The sequence below is a fragment of the Komarekiella delphini-convector SJRDD-AB1 genome (assembly GCF_014831675.1).
In the GTDB taxonomy this organism is placed as follows: Bacteria; Cyanobacteriota; Cyanobacteriia; order Cyanobacteriales; family Nostocaceae; genus Komarekiella.
In genome coordinates, this window is record NZ_VJXY01000051.1 from 19,434 (window position 1) to 37,066 (window position 17,633).

12 protein-coding genes and 1 pseudogene are annotated in these 17,633 nt (G+C 40.0%); 8 read left to right on the forward strand and 5 right to left on the reverse strand.

What is annotated here, in order from left to right:
- The first annotated feature begins 531 nt into the window (after positions 1–531).
- The gene (locus FNW02_RS30245) at positions 532–1,332 is read left to right on the forward strand and encodes an RMD1 family protein (RefSeq protein ID WP_191761149.1); all 801 of its coding nucleotides are present in this window, start codon (positions 532–534) and stop codon (positions 1,330–1,332) included.
- A 281-nt stretch (positions 1,333–1,613) separates the two neighbouring features.
- On the forward strand, positions 1,614–3,116 hold the full coding sequence (locus tag FNW02_RS30250; RefSeq protein WP_191761150.1) for a helix-turn-helix domain-containing protein: 1,503 nt from the start codon (positions 1,614–1,616) through the stop codon (positions 3,114–3,116).
- Positions 3,117–3,121: 5 nt separating this feature from the next.
- Here FNW02_RS30250 and FNW02_RS30255 read toward each other — a convergent pair whose 3' ends face one another.
- A complete protein-coding gene (locus FNW02_RS30255) occupies positions 3,122–3,910 on the reverse strand; it encodes a Uma2 family endonuclease (protein ID WP_191761151.1) in 789 nt (262 codons plus the stop codon).
- Positions 3,911–4,143: 233 nt separating this feature from the next.
- Here FNW02_RS30255 and FNW02_RS30260 point away from each other — a divergent pair, with 233 nt between their 5' ends.
- From FNW02_RS30260 to FNW02_RS30270, 3 genes are all read left to right on the forward strand, one after another.
- Complete coding sequence (locus FNW02_RS30260) at positions 4,144–4,503, forward strand: Rieske (2Fe-2S) protein (RefSeq protein WP_191761152.1); 360 nt, start codon at positions 4,144–4,146, stop codon at positions 4,501–4,503.
- A 102-nt stretch (positions 4,504–4,605) separates the two neighbouring features.
- Entirely contained in the window at positions 4,606–5,292 is a 687-nt protein-coding gene (locus tag FNW02_RS30265) for a class I SAM-dependent methyltransferase (RefSeq protein ID WP_191761153.1), read from the forward strand.
- 739 nt (positions 5,293–6,031) lie between these two features.
- On the forward strand, positions 6,032–6,607 hold the full coding sequence (locus FNW02_RS30270) for a hypothetical protein (protein ID WP_225226010.1): 576 nt from the start codon (positions 6,032–6,034) through the stop codon (positions 6,605–6,607).
- A 4-nt stretch (positions 6,608–6,611) separates the two neighbouring features.
- Here the strand turns inward: FNW02_RS30270 and FNW02_RS30275 are convergent, their stop codons facing one another.
- The gene (locus FNW02_RS30275) at positions 6,612–6,776 is read right to left on the reverse strand and encodes a hypothetical protein (RefSeq protein ID WP_191761154.1); all 165 of its coding nucleotides are present in this window, start codon (positions 6,774–6,776) and stop codon (positions 6,612–6,614) included.
- 298 nt (positions 6,777–7,074) lie between these two features.
- Positions 7,075–7,215: pseudogene (locus FNW02_RS39055) on the reverse strand (Uma2 family endonuclease); the annotation flags it as partial.
- Between the two features lie 41 nt (positions 7,216–7,256).
- Between FNW02_RS39055 and FNW02_RS39685 the strand changes: the two are divergent.
- Positions 7,257–7,334, forward strand: coding sequence for a DUF4351 domain-containing protein (locus tag FNW02_RS39685; protein WP_348535469.1), 78 nt, complete (start codon positions 7,257–7,259; stop codon positions 7,332–7,334).
- Between the two features lie 126 nt (positions 7,335–7,460).
- Here FNW02_RS39685 and tnpA read toward each other — a convergent pair whose 3' ends face one another.
- A complete protein-coding gene (gene tnpA / locus FNW02_RS30285) occupies positions 7,461–7,862 on the reverse strand; it encodes an IS200/IS605 family transposase (protein ID WP_191761155.1) in 402 nt (133 codons plus the stop codon).
- 45 nt (positions 7,863–7,907) lie between these two features.
- Between tnpA and FNW02_RS30290 the strand changes: the two genes are divergently transcribed.
- The gene (locus FNW02_RS30290) at positions 7,908–9,074 is read left to right on the forward strand and encodes an RNA-guided endonuclease InsQ/TnpB family protein (RefSeq protein WP_225226011.1); all 1,167 of its coding nucleotides are present in this window, start codon (positions 7,908–7,910) and stop codon (positions 9,072–9,074) included.
- Between the two features lie 105 nt (positions 9,075–9,179).
- Here the strand turns inward: FNW02_RS30290 and pbpC are convergent, their stop codons facing one another.
- Positions 9,180–11,480 (reverse strand): penicillin-binding protein 1C, encoded by a 2,301-nt coding sequence (pbpC, locus tag FNW02_RS30295; protein WP_191761156.1) that lies wholly within the window; start codon positions 11,478–11,480, stop codon positions 9,180–9,182.
- 379 nt (positions 11,481–11,859) lie between these two features.
- Here pbpC and FNW02_RS30300 point away from each other — a divergent pair, with 379 nt between their 5' ends.
- Entirely contained in the window at positions 11,860–17,598 is a 5,739-nt protein-coding gene (locus FNW02_RS30300) for an alpha-2-macroglobulin family protein (protein ID WP_191761157.1), read from the forward strand.
- Positions 17,599–17,633: the final 35 nt, after the last annotated feature.

A 17,633-nucleotide genomic window follows, 5' to 3' on the forward strand; every position in this document is an offset into this window, starting at 1 on the left:
GTTACTAGTGCGAACTTACTTACTGCTCACGATGGATGAAAATTTAATTATATGAAACACACTATAGTTGGAATTTTATTTGTTAATTGAAAATAGCATTAGGAGGCTGAAATGTTTAAATTTATTGAGCGTATATTATTATGACTCGGATGTATTTCCCTATTCAGTTGCTAACGAGAGTCTGGGAGGGAAAAGATTATTGGCTCCTTTGTAGTGTGCTGCCAAGAATGCAGACGGTTGGTTTTCCAATGCAGATATTCTAATTAAAATTCGCAATCTTTGGCGGTTTGCCATTTCTGCGGATGAGCGCTACGGTTCTATTTATAATCGGGGTATTGCTAACGCGATCGTTGATCGCATGAATGCTGCACATCCTATCCCGCAATCTCGCAACAAACCTCTCAGTTCATATAACTGTTTGAAAGCAACTATGTTATTGGTAAGCTGAGATTGTAGTGATCTGCGATAACAGGCATTAATTGCGATCGCTACCCCCACAGATCAACAGGCAGAACATAGCATAGGGCGTCAATGCAAAAACTCCTTTTTAATGACAGAGATAGATTTAGAGCGCAAGCCCTATTCCTTGGTCAGGAGATTAACCTACAAACATTGCAGAATTACGTCTGCTTGGGGACAATGCCACTAATGGTTACAGTAGGTAAACACGGCTGTGCTGTGCTGCTGGGCTATGGTGCAGTTGTTCTGTTTAACCTTGAACCTGTGGAAAAGGTAGCCTTCTTAACTGAACTATCCTCTCAAGTTAGCGAATCTTTTGCCAACCCGGAGACGGAAGAGGTGGAAGTTCATCTCAACGTGACGGAAAGTGAGCGAGTCAAGGAAGGAAAAATTTTACTGCATGAATTTAGTATTGAACGCTTGCAGATAGTCGCTGATATTCTCGCTAAGAGTGTTGTGCTGTCTCATTATGAAACTAGCCTAGCCACTGTATTTGATCAAATTGAACCGTTTGCAGCTAGTCTCCAGCGGGAAAACAGGAGTAGACGGCAGAGCCGGGAATTACTGCGTCAACTTGGGACTACCCTGTTAGTTCAACATAAAATTGTGGGTCGAGTAGAGATCATCGATAAGCCGGAGTTGCTCTGGGAATCCCCACAGCTAGAAAACTTATATCTGCGCTTGGAGGATGAATACGAAATTCGTGAGCGTCACAATGCGCTGGAACGCAAATTAGAGCTAATTTCTCAAACTGCACAAACGGTGCTAGAGTTCATGCAGCATAGCAGTAGCCAGCGAGTAGAGTGGTATGTGGTGATTCTGATTGTGGTAGAGATTCTGCTGTCACTGTACGACATTATTTTCAAAGGCTAAGGTTAATAACAGTAAATATTTCTTATGAATATATCTCATTACTTCTGAAGATAGATAAATTCGCAGTGCAAAAATATCTAAAATTATATCAAAATAGTAATTAAATGTCTAAAATTATATTGCAAAAAATACTTGTAAATATCAAAATTGAGAATAGAAATGACGGTTTTGTTGATGTTTATCGCATAAATTAGTTTATACAAAAAGCAATCAAATTTTAATAGTATTCATAGCTTTTACCAACTATTTTGATATACATTGAACAGCGTATTCATAGAAAAATGAAACAATTAGCAAAAATCTTATACAGTAAATTTTTGCATCGATTTCAGCGGATTTTAGAAAATATTCCCCATAATTCAAATCCCAGTCAAACTAAGATTACTGAAGATGAAGATTTTCTAGACCATTCAACTGCTCAACCAAAAAAGCAAATTCCTTTTAAAGTCACATTTAAGAAAGATGTTCCAAAGTCAATATTAGGTTATCGCCAGCCTCTACGAAAACCCCAGCAGTTCAAAAAAGCTTCATTGTTCCCTGATGGTAAGACTAATATTGCCGCTTTATCTCTAATTCTACATGGAGTTGCTGATGTCTTATCTCAAAAAATGAATCTGTCCTGGAAAACTGGAATAAGTAGGACTTTCAGCTATGAAAAAGAAGTTGAAGGCACAAAAGAAAAAATCTTTTACTATGTAACGGATAATCCCGAAAACCCACAACCAGAAACTCTGGCTGAAGAAACTGCCTTAGTTGTTATAGACCAATTTGACCCAAGAGCATGTGCTATTCACCTGATTTACTGTGCTTTAGTAGCCAACTTAGAAAAACCTTGGGAAGGTAATTTTGCCATTGATGACAAGCAGTTACTTGAATATACAGGACTTGTCAAACGTAGAGATTTATGCAAACATGAAAAGCTAAGTATTTTGTACCAATTATTACGGCAACCTGCTCAAATATTAGCCTGTATTGCATGGCCTAAACGAGGGAAAGTAGGAGACTTTACTGTTGCTGATTTAAAGATTTGGGACGTTAGTATAATCAGAGATTTTAAAACAGATAAAGCTGGTAATAGCAAACTGGTGGGCTTAAAAGTCATAGGTCAGCCTGGAGCATGGACAAAATACTTTCTCAATAAGTCTAACTATTACTCTAATACTGGAATTATCACAAAGAAAACTGTACAAAAACTATTTAGCATTGGCAAACAAAATGCTGGTGCAGCTAGAATGCTAGTCTGGCTAACCTTCCAAATTCAACCAGGATATCAGAATTGCGTAATGGGCAAAACTCTGATGGAAATTGCTTATGGCGCAGACAAATTGTTAACAGTGGAGCAAGACAATCAGCTGAGACGACAAATAGCTGATGATTTTGAAACTGACTTGAAAGTTGTCAAAGAAGCAGGATGGCAAGTAGATTTGGAAACAGAAGCAGCTTGGTTAATAAGTAGCAATTGCACTAAAAGACCAATAGGCTACTGGAATGAATTACTAAATACTAAATGGCATTTTCATGTACCAGCAGAAGTACAGGAATGCTTGATGAACTCAAGTCAGCCAAGCAAAGACAATATTCAGCACAACAGCTATGTTCAGCCTCCAACTGGCAATGTTATTAGAGAAGCTAGAAAAACCAAAGGCTGGTCTAGAGCATTTTTTGCGTCAACAATGGGTAAAAGTATTTCTTGGGTTGATGCAGTAGAGACGGATACACGTAAGGTTTCTCAGAAAGATATGCCCAAGTTACTTAACATATTGGAACTACATTTAATCTCTTGAGACAGCTAATCTAAATCGGGTTCAACGCCGAGCGATCGCAATTGTGCTATTAACCTTTCTGTCCGTTGTCTTTCTTGTTCTGCGCGTTGTCTTTCCTGTTCTGCACGTTGTCTTTCTTGTTCTGCGCGTCGTCCTTCCTGTTCTGTAAAAGTTAATACCCAGTTGCCTGTCCCATCATACCAACGTAACCAAGGCTGCTCAATATCTTGATAGCGTCCCTGCCATACACCCAAACCTAATTCTAGTTCTGGTATCCAGAAGCGTGGTTGTGACAACGCTACCTCAGCATAACGTCCGCCATCTAACTTAAACACCCTTAACTGATATTTGTAGCGGTCAAACACAGCATAATAGGGAATCCGCAAAATTTGCTCATACACTTCCCACTTTCCTGGCGGTTGCTCGATATCCCGCAATGTTTGCCCCAAGTCTTCTTTTTCAGTACCGGGAGACAGTAACTCAATCACAATAAAAGGATAAACTCCCTCTTGCCAAACCACATAACTTAAGCGTAAATCTCTTTGTTCATAGAGACGGGAAACACCCAAGACAGCAAACCAATCTGGTCGCTTATGCCATAACGGATTGCGCGAATCGTAATACAAATTTAAATCACTAGCAACAAAAATCTCGTCGCTAGGATAATTTGGCGGACAAAAGCTTGCGTCCAAAAGACGAGGTTGCAATAAATGAAACTGATCAGGTAAACCAGGCTCCTCTGGATCTTCACTGGGAAGATCATACATGGTCGGCAATACTTCTTTTGGAGAACGTGGCGGGTCGGTTTGATACATCGGGAAGCAGTCCTAAAGACGAGACTCTCAGATCTATTATGGAACGTGGGGTTGGTTAAAGAAGAGTAGAGAAGCAGGGGAAGCAGGGGAAGCAGGGGAAGCAGGGGAAGCAGGGGAAGCAGGGGAAGCAGGGGAAGAACAAATAACTCCTATCTCCTATCTCCTAACTACCCGATCGCAGTGGTAACAATTGCGGGAAACTGAAAGCAGATATATTAGGAAAGGAGAACCTAATGAGCTGGACTAAAGTTCTTGCAGTTGAAGCGCTTTCCCCAGGTGCGCGACAAGTGGTGAAAGTTGGCAACCAGAGTATACTGCTTTTGAACCACGAAAATCAGTTTTATGCAGTTAATAGCTCTTGTCCTCACTTAAATTTGCCTTTGAAAAAGGGGAAAATTAATGAAGCAGGTGCGATCGTTTGTCCTTTTCATCGTAGTGCTTATGACTTGCGTACTGGTGAAGTACAAAACTGGTGTCCCTGGCCGCCTGGTGTAGGTAAGGTACTCTCGTTGGTTTCACAAGAAAAAACATTGCCAGTGTTTCCTGTTCGTGTAGCAGAAGGTAGTATCTGGATTGATTTGCAAGAGAAATAATAGGTAAGTGGAGTAAGGGAAGCTGGGGGAATTTTTATAACTCCTGTCTCCCATCTCCCATCTCCTACCTCCTTAACACACAACTTAAATACTAATTAACGTATGAGTGAAAAACCACCAGAAACCTTACAGCAGAGAGTTAAACAGTTAGCCACTCAAGCAGTACAACAATCAAATCCATCAGCGTGGTTTGATGTTTTATATGCCGAATCTAATGGCGATGTAACTCAAATTCCTTGGGCAAAGTTAGCGCCGCACCCCTATCTTCAAGATTGGTTAACTCATGCTTCTCAAGGCGAGGGGCGTTCAGCGCTGGTAATTGGTTGTGGTTTGGGGGATGATGCAGAAGCTTTGGTACAGAAGGGATTTCAGGTAACGGCCTTTGATATTTCTCCTACTGCTGTTGCTTGGTGTCAGCAACGATTTCCTGATTCTCGTGTCACCTACGTAGTTGCAGATTTATTGGCAGTTCCTACGCAATGGTATCAGGCTTTTGACTTAGTTGTAGAATCTCGGAATATCCAAGCTTTACCCTTGAGTATACGCTCAACAGTCATTGGGTCAGTTGCCTCTATGGTTGCAGTCGGGGGAACCTTATTGATAATTACTCGGTTTCGGGACACTGAAGCACAACCCGATGGCCCTCCTTGGGCTTTGTCTAACTCCGAACTTGGACAGTTTGAGGAGTTGGGATTAGATGAGGTTAGCCGTGTTTTATTTTTTGAGTCAGATAAAACTCATATTAAACAACTTCGGCTTGAATATCATCAGCTTGGCTTGCAAAATTGAGCAAAATAAGTGCGCGATATACTGAAATGAGCAAGCAATATGCCTTCTTGCTTGCTGAATCTACCGAAATGAGTAAGCGTTTAGGCATTTTGAGGAAGCAATCAGGTATTTCTTATTCTCATGCTGAGCATGGGCATGAATTACAGCAATTTTCATGTTTTTAGACCACACTCTTGATTTCTCTGTGTGGCTCTGTCTTTAAAAGTTTCCTACGGCGGGAAACCCCGAAGTTCTGAGCGCCGGACGCCGGCGCTCAGACTTCTCTCCGCCTACAGAACTTTTCGCTGCGCCTCTGCGTGAAATCAAAAAAACGTGGTACATTTACCTAAAAATAGCTGTAAAAAGGTCTGCCGCCCAACGTTATAGTGAAGGCAGTAGCCCCAAAAAGATGTCAGAAAGCTACAATATGTTACCTAAACTTTGCCTGACATCTCATGTAGTTCTGATTGAGAGAAAATAGAAATGCAGGCAACGAGGGCTAGATAAAAAACAGCCTATGCTTTCACAGTTGCTCAACGCCTCAGATAACTTTACACGATCTATTAATGGAGGTGTAGAATGATTAACAATTTTCCCTTAGATGATTTTGCTACTTATCTGATTACCAAAATCAGCTTGTTAATTTTAGTACTACTAATACTGTTAGCGGTATCTGCGGCTCCAGCTATTTAAAGATTAGCCGATTTCAACCTCAAATCTCTCAAAAACGCCAGCCTTCCAAAGAGTTGGATGTGAGATTATGCATAGAAGCAATCTCTTATCGTTGGGTGTAGTTTTTGCAACCTTACTAGCAGGTTCGCTAATTTCTTACAGCCAAGTTAAAAGTAAACAAATTCTATCTTCTGTAAACCAAAATTGGGTTCTAGACCGGCCAGTTAATATTGCAAGTTTAGCAAATAGCAATTATCAGTTTTGTAGTCAACCTGACCCCAAAGATTGGCGAGACGGGGCTGGAGTTTGTTTCAATTTTAATAAGACGGGAAATCGCGTTGAAGGATATTACGGCTATCCTCATTCAGATCATTTTATCTGTATTCGAGGGGCAGTAAATGGCAATTGCATCATAGGTGAAGCTTTGGCGATATCATGGGCTGGTAATCAGTGGGAAAACAGACCAGAATCTTTATTGAAGTGGGATTCAGAGGGGCGCTTGACACTCAGCCAGGGATATTTGATTACTACCCTTGATGATAATCGGGATGATATTAAGTGGATTTTGTACCGTAATGCTTCACTTAATGTTGAAGGATTTTATCAATATAATCGCCCTCGCATGACATCTCCATCTCAGCTATGTGATTGGAAGGCAAAGTAGCAAATTAACTTGCATGTTCCCAGTCACTCAGTAACTCGTGTTCTTGCTTTGTTTTGTTGCGTTTGCGGAGTGGTACTTTAGGAGAGCCAACATCCACATCTGCAAAAGACTGTTTCTTGTTGGCTGATTTGTTTTCTTTTGTATTTGTTCTGATTTGTGTGCTTGTCATTGGTGATAAATTTGAAATTAAGATTTGAGCATCAATAATTTATAACATCAATTTCTAAAGGGCAAATTTCGGAAGATGGATATTAGTTGTTTTTTAGGCGATCGCTATACCGTGGGAACGCTTAATATATTGGTAATACCTGTAGCAATACTGTTCAGCCTAGGACTATTAAAAAGAATGTTATCAACCTAAAAACGTGACATTACAAGGTATCTACTGCAACGTATCTTATTTAGCAAGGTCTAACGATAAGCCTTTCGGCTATTTCCTTCCTTGGTTTTGGATATCAGTATCCAAGTTAGGAAATTCTTGCTTGTTGGAAGATTTGTTGAGGTGTAATTTGTAGCCCTTCAAGTAGGGAATCTTCTAAACTCTCATTACCGCGTTTGGTTTGAGGGAAAATATCTGAATAAAAAATAGTAATAGGTTTTGCTCTACTCGTTGAACTTGAGCTTTATTCGCGTAGTCATCTCCTGTGGAGTGGAAGATTTGAGCGAGGCATTGTTAGACTTTAGTAGTGTAGCTGATTTACAGGCTTGGCTAGAAGCACGATTCTAAAAGAGCTTTAAGCTAAGCCTTAGTACAGTATGCCTGAAATAAAGCTACTATTCTCTCGTTTAACAACAGAGCAAGCCAAAATTCCCAATTGATGACCGAAATTAATGGGATACAAGCCCCGTCCTTCTAGGATGGCTTTTCTTGATTCTTCTTAATATACTCTTTTAGAATTTCTAACGGCGCACCTCCTACAGAAATAGCAAAATAACTAGGACTCCATAGAGCTTCTTTATGAGGTTTTTTGTATCCGGCTTGCCCGTAACGACGGCTAGAAACGCCTTTTAAAGCATTAACAATTTGAGAAACAGATAACTTAGGTGGATATTCAATAAGCGAGTGGACGTGATTTCCTTCACCATTGAACTCGATTACTTGAAAATCCATTTTTTTGGCAACTTCTTTAAACGACTTTTCAATTAGGTTAAGACTTTCTGATGTAAATATAGACTGACGGTATTTCGTTACACAGACCAAATGTATTTTTAAGTCTGTAACACTATGCCTCTCTCTACGAAACTGGCTTGTCACTTTTTGCAGACCGATATATAATATTCTTACAGACCAATCATAGCATTGTCAATAAAAGCTAGATATCAATTCCGTTTCTACCCAACAGACCAACAGCAACAGCTTCTAGCTCAGTTGTTTGGTTGTGTGCGGGTAGTTTGGAATGATGCTTTGGCTATTTGTAAAAAATCTGAGAAAGTGCCAAGTAACAACGACTTGCAAAAGTTGGTAATTACCCAAGCCAAAAAGACTAACGAGCGTTCATGGTTATCTGATGTTTCTAATATCCCTTTGCAACAGTCTGTAGCTGATTTGGGTGTTGCCTACAAAAACTTTTTTGATTCACTCAAGGGTAAGCGAAAGGGTAAAAAGGTCGGTAGTCCTAAGTTCAAAAAAAAGATAAGCCAACAATCTGCACGTTTTAGAATTGGTGGATTCTCTATCAAAGGTAATGAGGTATATCTGGCAAAAATTGGCAATGTTAAGCCAATTTGGTCTAGAGAATTACCATCTGCGCCTACATCAGTCACGGTAATCAAAGACTATGCCAATCGCTATTTTTTGAGTTTTGTTGTAGAAGTTGAACCACTACTTACTGTTGCTAAAAACCAAAGTATCGGTATTGATTTGGGTGTGAAAACTTTTGCCGTAATGAGTAATGGCGAAAAAGCGGCAAGTCCAAATTACTCAAAGAAAGACCGCAAAATTCGCAAGCTACAACGTAAGCTAGCAAGACAGCAAAATGGTTCTAAACGTCGTGAAATTACCCGTTTAAAAATTGCCAAGCAGCACAACCAAATTGCAGATACTCGCTCATGTTTCCTACACAAACTATCGACCAAAGTAGTTAGCGATAACCAAGTGATTATTTTGGAAAATTTGAATGTGTCAGGGATGGTCAAAAATCGCAAGCTAGCACGAGTAATTAGCTTGCAAGGTTGGCGGGAATTTCGCGTATTGTGTGAGGCTAAATCTGAAAAACTTAATCGGGATTTTAGGACAATTAACAGATGGGAACCTACCAGTCAAACCTGTTCTTGTTGTGGGTATCGATGGGGCAAGATTGATTTGTCTGTGCGCTCAGTGCTTTGTCTAAATTGTGGTAATGAACATGATAGGGATGAAAACGCATCTAAGAATATAGAAATGGTGAGTCTACTCGGCGGTGTCAGTTTCTGTCCCGTCGAAGTAGCGAACCCGAAGGGTCGGCATGGGGCATCGGCACGACCTTAAATGGACAGGGAGCGACTGTGAGACTACTTCGGTAGCAAGTTGCTGTGAACTGTCAAGAATCACCTCGCCTTTAGGCAGGTGAGTATGTCAAAAGCGCCTGTACGTCTACTTCTTTACTTGAGAATTAACAATAGAAAAGCCGCGTCGTGTAGGTTTGATACTAGCTAACTCCACTTGAAAACTCACCTTATCACTCATTTCATCGCTTTTTGCTTCCAAAGTCCAGTTACCAGGGCGCAAATACCAAAATAAAGAATTAGCTGATGTAGTTAACTTTTCACCATTCAGCCACCACTCTACAGGTTTAGATGTTGTTCCTGCTAACTTAAACTCTAGCTTTTGCTTCGCTTCATTACCTGGATACAGTAAGAATAAATCGCCATTATGCGGAGATAAAATCCTTAGATTACTAGAAGTAAAACTAGATTGCTGCTGTTTTGCTAACCATTCATCATACTCTGACGACAAATTGAAGTTGTTTGGAGTTTCGTAGGCTTGTTTGTCTTCTGGGTAGAAATATTCCTGTACTACTGAGGTGCATTCTGGTGTTGGTCGTAACCCCGAAGTTGCACACAGAGGTAGTTTTACTAAGTTTTTTGGAGGCTGAAAACCTCCTGGTTCTTGATGTTCGTGCAGGTGTAACATAATCCGATTCCACAGAGGTGCTGCACCTGTAACGCCTGAAACTTGTCGCATTGGTTCGCCGTTGAAATTGCCTACCCAAGTAGCAACGGTGTAATCGGTAGTAAAGCCAACTGTCCAAGTATCGCGGAAGTTGGAGGAAGTACCAGTTTTAACAGCAGCAGGAAAAGGTAAGTTTAATACAGAGTCTACACCAAAAGCTGTTGCACGAGCATGGCGATCGCTTAACATATCAATAATTAATTGCCATGTTGTACGGTTAAATGGGGAATAGGTAAGGGGTAAGGGAGAATCAGAGAGCGTTGTTAACAATGGGGTGGCTTCTCCAAGTTTGGCCATAGTCACGTAAGCCCTAGCTAACTCCCATAAACTGACTTCGCCACTACCCAGAGTTAACCCCAAACCATAATGTTCTGCGGTTTGATTGAGATGTTCAAATCCTAGTTGATGCAGACGTTCTAGGAAAGTCTGCACACCCACTTTTTCTAAAACTCTCACTGCTGGCACATTTAAAGAATTTGCTAAAGCGACTCGCACCCGAACAGGGCCAAGAAAACTTTCGGTGTAATCTGTGGGACTATATAGTTTTGCGCCGGGAATGGCGTAGTGAGCAGGGACATCTGCCAAAATAGTATGTGGGCGAATTATACGTTTTTCTAAAGCTAATTCATATACAAAAGGCTTGAGGGTAGAACCTGGTTGACGCAAAGCTTGCACTCCATCATTGCGTCCCAGTTTTGTTTCATTGAAGTAATCAGGCGAACCGACATAAGCTAAAACTTCGCCAGTGTGGTTGTTAATTACTAAAGCAGCCGCATCATGGACGTTGTTAGCCGCCAGAGAAGAAATTACTTGCTGCACTTGTGCTTCTACAAACTGCTGCAAGGGACGATTTATAGTAGTGCGGATGGGAGAGGAAATTTCTTGAGTTTGCGTCTCAGACAACTGACTGGCTAACCAAAACAAAAAATGTGGTGCAGCAATAATTCCTCGCTGACGAGACTGAAACACAACTTTTTCAGTAGATGTTCGTGCCATTAGGCGAGTGATATATCCATCCTGTACCATACGATTGAGGATATATTTTTGCCGTTGCTTCAACCGTTCCCAATGCTCGTAAGGGTTGAAGTAAGTGGGATTATTAGGGATAGCAGCCAGAAGAGTAGATTGAGCAAGATTCAAGTCACTGGCTGGGATGGAAAAATAAATACGAGCTGCTGCTTCTACACCATATATATTCCCTCCCATTGGCAGCCGATTGATGTATGCAGCAAGAATTTCATCTTTGTTCATCCCAGCTGTTAACCGCCAAGATAACCAAATCTCACTAATTTTACCTGAGAGAGTGCGGGGGACGGGATCTAACATCCGCGCCAACTGCATAGTAATCGTGGAAGCACCGGAAACTATTCTCTTGGCGTGAATGGCTTCTTTGATGGCGCGGACAATTGCTTTCATATCTAAGGCCCCGTGCTCATAAAAGCTACCATCTTCGGCAGCTAAAATGGCATTGATAAACTGGGGAGAAACCTGATTGAGGGGTATTACTGCTGTATGCTCTTGGTCACGAGTGAGCAATGTTCCTAATGGTAGCCCATTGCGATCGCTAAACTGCATTGCTAACTGATTTTGTACAATATCTGCGGCACGAATGGGTGCAAAATAAGGCAGTAGGCGTACCAATAAGCAAATTAACACTACAGCCAAGATAACTTTACTTGTTTTACGATGCAGCAGACGCCAAAGTTTATGCTTAATTTTCATCAGGGAATCCCTTGCCCAGGAAAACTTACCTTAATTTTGACGTTGTGATTAAAGATATATCAGCAAATATATTCAATATTTAACAATCTATCTGTAAAAACTTTGTGTTTTAGTGCCTTTGTGGTTCAAATATAAATTTGATTAATCACCAAAACAGTAAGTGAAATTAAAATTTACATAATTTCACTTACTTTAATTGTTAAGAATTATAGTAATTTTTAGGAACTATTATAAAGGATTGGTTATCTATGTAGATATTCAAACCTTAGACATAAATAACTACTTGTCTTGCGTTTTTCAACAAGCTAAGCATTGTTCATGTAATGGGTCAATGCTAATTTTCGCTTGCTATCAATTTTTAATTTAAATTACTTAGATTATGATTATCAGAATTTTAATTCAGTTCTTAATTATCATCACATTTTTACTAGGGATAGCAGGATGTAATTCGTTTAGTATTTCCCCAGGTAGAGAAAAATTACCAGCGGTTTCCCCACTCGCACCACCAAATTTACCAGACTGGATTGAACAAATTAGTCCTATCGGCGATACTAAAACTTTTAATCAAATTCGTGTCCGGTTTAAAGAGGCTTTAATACCAGTTGAAAGCCTTGACAGTCCAGAACAAGAAAAGCTGTTGCAAAAGTTTGAGCTTTGGCCGCCTTTACCCGGTAAATTTCGATTTTTGACACCGCGCATGGTGGGATTTCAAGCTGATAAAGCACTACCAAAAGCCACACGATTTCAAGTTACTCTTAAAGCAGGTTTGGCAGATTTAACAAATCATCGATTAGACAAAGATTTAGCTTGGACTTTTAATACCGAACCTATAAAACTAACTAATTTACCTGGTGTTAATCCGATTGAGAAGGCTGATGCTGAACCAATTGATTTACAGCAGAAGTTGCAATTTAACTCAAATGTAGAACTAGATTTAACCTCCGTACAAGAACATTTACGGCTAATTCCAGAAGGTAACAATAAAGGTGTGCGTTTCCAAGTTAAATTAGCTAAAGAAGAAACATTAGAAAATGAAGACCCTTTAGAAAAATTTGACCCCTCGGCACGTAATTGGATTTATAATCTTATTCCCCAGCAAAATCTTGAAAAGGCAAATCGTTATCGCTTGGAATTTACTTTGGGGATACTTCCAGCTTATGGCAATATACCCACAGATAAACAATTTGCCAGTAAGTTAACCACTTATTTTCCTTTGACATTTCAAGGAATTAAATTTTATGGACAGCCTGATGCTGCGGGAACCTATGGAAGATTTGTTAAAGGTAGTCCTCAGCTAGAATTTAATAACGTTTTAATAGCAGATGCAGCTAGAGAAAATATTAAAATTGAGCCGACGCCAAAAGCCATTGCGCGAATTGTACAAGTAAATGATGAAGATAGAATTGTCAGCATCAATCCTTATGCTTTAGCACCAGCTACTACTTATACAATTACTATCGGTGCAAATCTTAAAGATAAATTTGGTCAGACTTTGGGTAAGCCTCTGACAGTGAAGTATGATACTGGAGATTTAGCTGGGGATATCTGGACACCATCAGATTTAAATATTTTCCCCACAGGTAAAGATTTGCAGCTAAATATTAGTACAGTAAGTTTACCAGAATCCAATTACAAAGCTGCTTATCGAGTCGTTCAACCAACAGATTTAGTTTATTTTAATTACGGTAATGATTTATTGCCAAAACCTGCTGAATGGCAAAGCTTCAAGTTAGCAGCCAAGAAAAATCAGTCAGTTGACGTTAATGTTCCTTTACGCGAAAAAATAGGTGCTGCTACAGGAATGTTAGCTTATGGAGTACAAGCACGCACTAATAAATATCAAGATAATGGTAAAGAACTTTGGCGCGAACCTGTGACTTATGGTTTGGTTGAATTGACAAATTTAGGCGTATTTAGCCAATGGTTTCCTGAGTCAGGATTAATTCGCGTGAATCATCTTAGTGATGGTTCACCAGTTCAAGCTGCTGCTATCGATATTTATCAATCAAAATTACAGGAAAAATCTCGCCCTCAGCCAGTACCTTGTGCAACAGGTAAAACTGATGAAAATGGAACTTTGAGAATTAATCGTCAAGATTTACAGCAATGTTATCCAGGAAATCAAAGTTCTGTTAAATTACCACAATTATTAGTGATTGCCCGTGAGAATGAAGATTGGGCATTTACAAGAACTGAGGAATATAGCGGTGTCTATGGCTATGGTATTGATGCAGGTTGGCAAGATGAAAAGCCAGAATCGCGTGGGGTAATCTTCTCAGATAGGCAGTTATATCAACCAGGAGAAAAAGCTTGGTTAACTGGTTTTGCTGACTACTTGCAAAATGGCAAAATCCAACAAGATAAAAAAGTTGTTTACCAATTAACTTTGGTAAATCCTGATGGCAAAAAAACTGATTTGGGTACGCAAACTACAAATGAATTTGGTACGTTTTCGTTAGAATTGCCAATCAATAAAACTCAGCCTTTAGGCTACTATACAATTCAGGCTAAAGGTAAAAACGGGCAAGAAGTTGCTGGAGAGTTTCGCGTAGCTGAGTTTAAGCCACCAAATTTTAAAGTCGAACTCAACTTAGATAAAGAATTTGCCTTAATTGACGAGAAAGTAGAGGCTAAAGCTACAAGTAATTATTTATTTGGTGCACCTGTAGAAGGAGGTAAAGCTAAATATTTTATTACTCGCCAGCAGACTAATTTTATTCCCAAAGGATGGCAGGAATTTGCTTTTGGTAGGCAATGGTTATGGCCAGAGGAAAGTCCTTCTATAACTAGCGATGTTTTGCAAACTGATGCTCAGTTGGATGCTAAAGGTAATATTAGTCAAACGGTAACTGTGGCTAAAGATTTGCCTTATCCGATGACTTATCGGGTAGATGTACAAGTTGAAGATGTTTCTAATCTATCTGTAGCAGATTCTCAAACTTTTACGGCTTTACCAAGTAATCGTCTGATTGGGTTAAAAAGTAATTTAGTTGCCGATGCTGGTAAAGCTTTTCCCATTGAAGTTATTGTTACTGACCCTACAGGAAAACCAATAACAGGTCAACGGGTACGCTTGGAATTACAACAGATGAAATATAGCAGTGTCACGCAGTTAGTTGAAGGTAGTCGCACACCAAAAAATCAAGTTGAATATAAGACGGTAGGACAAACAGAAGTTATATCTGCCAGCAATCCACAATCAGCAACACTAACACCAACTGAATCAGGTTCGTACCGCATCAGAGCTAATTTTAGTGATGGTAGTAGAGACGTTACATGTAGAGATGTTACATGTAACGTCTCTACAGATTTACAAATTTGGGCAACTGGAGAAAATCCCGTATTTTGGGGTTCGAGAGAGCGAAATATCCTGGAGGTTAAACTTGATAAAACAGAGTTTAAACCAGGTGAAACTGCTACCGCCCTAATTCAATCTCCCTATCCAGATGCCGAATTGTACTTTGCTATTGTTAAAGACAAACCTCTTTATCAGCAGATTACCAAAGTTAAGGGAGGAGCGCCACAAATTCAGTTTGAAGTGACACCAGAAATGTTGCCAAATGCAGCTGTTGAAGCTGTATTGGTAAGACAAGGTACACCAATTAGCCAGGTAGAGTCTGGAAGTTTAGATAACTTGGTACGCATTGGTTTTGTACCTTTTAAAGTCAACTTAGAAGATAAGTATTTAAAACTGCAAGTTAAGCCAGTGCAAACATCGTTAGAACCTGGTGCAGAGGAAACGATACAACTAGAACTTCAGGATAATCAAGGCAAACCCACCCAAGGACAGTTTACAGTCATGGTGGTGAATGAAGCAGTGCTACAACTTTCTGGTTATCGTCCGCCAGATTTAGTAGATACGGTTTATGCGGAACAGCCGATATCTACTCGCTTTAGCGATAATCGACCAGATGTCATCTTACAACCTCAAGATGTAGCGAAACCAAAAGGTTGGGGTTACGGTGGTGGGTCATCAACTGGTGCAGCAAATACGCGTGTCCGCACAGATTTTCAAGCCTTAGCTCACTACAACGGTTCTGTGATTACTGATGCTAATGGTAAAGCACAGATTACCTTTAAATTGCCGGATGACTTAACTACATGGCGAGTGATGGCTGTCGCTACCGATGGAAATCTGCGTTTCGGTAATGGCGATGCAACGTTTATGACTACTAAGCCACTGCTAACTAATGCCATTTTGCCACAGTTTGCCCGTCCAGGCGATCGCCTTTTTGGTGGTTTATCAGTAACTAACAACACTGGAAATACAGGAAATCTCACAATAAATGGCGAACTTAGCGGTACGGTGAAGTTTGCTGAGAATAATCCTACAGTCACCTCCCTGCAAACCAAAGCTGAATCAGCAACTCATGCTTATCGCTTTCCAATGGTGGCGAGTACTGTAGGAGTTGGAAAAATTCGCTTTACCACCCAGCTAAATGGTACAGCAGATGCTTTTGAAGTGCCTTTGGAAATTAAGCCACTGGAAATTACCGAACAAGTCGTTGAAACTGGCGTCACTGAAAAACAAGTAAAGATTCCCCTGAATGTCGATAAAAATATCTTTCCTGAAGCCGGAGGTTTAGATATTCAATTAGCGAGTACCTTAATACCAGAGATAAAAGCACCAGCAAAACAAGTTTTGACAGATGATGATTTACCATTTGCAGAACCAGCAGCCAGTCAACTGATAATTGCGGTTAATCTGCAAACTCTTGGCCAAAAATATGGTCAAACATTTGCAGAATTTAATCCTAGCAACCAGGCAAATCTAGCACTAGAAAAACTCCAAAAACTTCAAATATCAGATGGTGGTTTTGCCGCTTTCCCAGGACAAGAAAAATCCGACCCTTGGGTTTCTTCTTATGCAGCAGAGTCTTTGGTTAAAGCAAATCAGGGCTTCCCTGGTTTGGTAGATTCTGGAATGCTTTCGCGCCTGAAAGGTTATTTGCAAAAAGTTCTAGCTAACCCCGGACAATTTGAGTTTTGCAAACAGCAACTATGCAAAAATCAACTGCAACTTAATGCATTAATAGCTTTAGCACAATTAGGAGACAAACGCAATAGTTTTCTAGCAGATATTTATCAACAACGCCATAACTTTGATTTAGTAACTCAAATTAAACTAGCGCGATACTTATCTCAGTTCTCAGAATGGCAAGATGAGTCACAACAAATGTTGTCAAAGTTACAACAGAATATATATGAAACTGGTCGTACAGCAGTTATAAGTTTACCCCGTAATTGGGGATGGATGAGTTCTTCTACCACAACACAAGCGCAAGCTTTACGCATGTTTATAGCCAAGCAAAGTAAACCAGAAGTTATAGATAAGTTATTCCAAAGTCTTCTGGCTTTACGTCGAGATGGTACATGGCAGACTAACTATAATAATGCTCAAGCTTTAACAGCTTTGGTTGAATATAGCCAACTACAACCGACACTACCTAATTTTGTCACTACAGTACAATTAGCTGGTAAAAAGTTAAGAGAAAATCGCTTTGATGGCTATCAAAATCCTAGCTTACAGATGAATTTGCCAATGAATATTTTACCCCGTGGACGTCATGATTTGCTATTAACAAAAGCAGGTAAAGGCACTTTGCACTATTTAGTTGCCTATAATTATCGCTTGCAGGGAAATCAACCAGGGAGATTTAATGGTCTACGAATATCACGAGAGATTCGCAGTGTCAGCCAGGAAAAAATATTGCAAAAATTAGGTCTTTATGCATTTGATAAACCATTAACTTTAGAAAGTGGCCAAGTATTTGATATCGGATTAGAAATTATTGCGGATCATCCTGTAGAACATATAGTAATTAAAGATCCTTTACCAGCAGGATTTGAGGCGGTGGATGCAAGTTTTCAAACTGCGACAACTGCATTACAAGCAAAAGCAGATAGCTGGGAACTTGGCTTTAAAACTATCCATCGCGATCGCATTATCGCCTACGCTGACCACCTCGAACCAGGTGTTTACAGCCTGCATTACTTAGTACGTTCTGTTACTGCTGGTACATACCTCTGGCCTGGTGCTGAAGTTCATCTGCAATATGCACCAGAAGAATTTGGGCGTACTGCTGAGTCTACATTGATATTAGAGGAGCTTAATTAACTCACAATTGAAGGCGATCGCGCGATAAAATAATT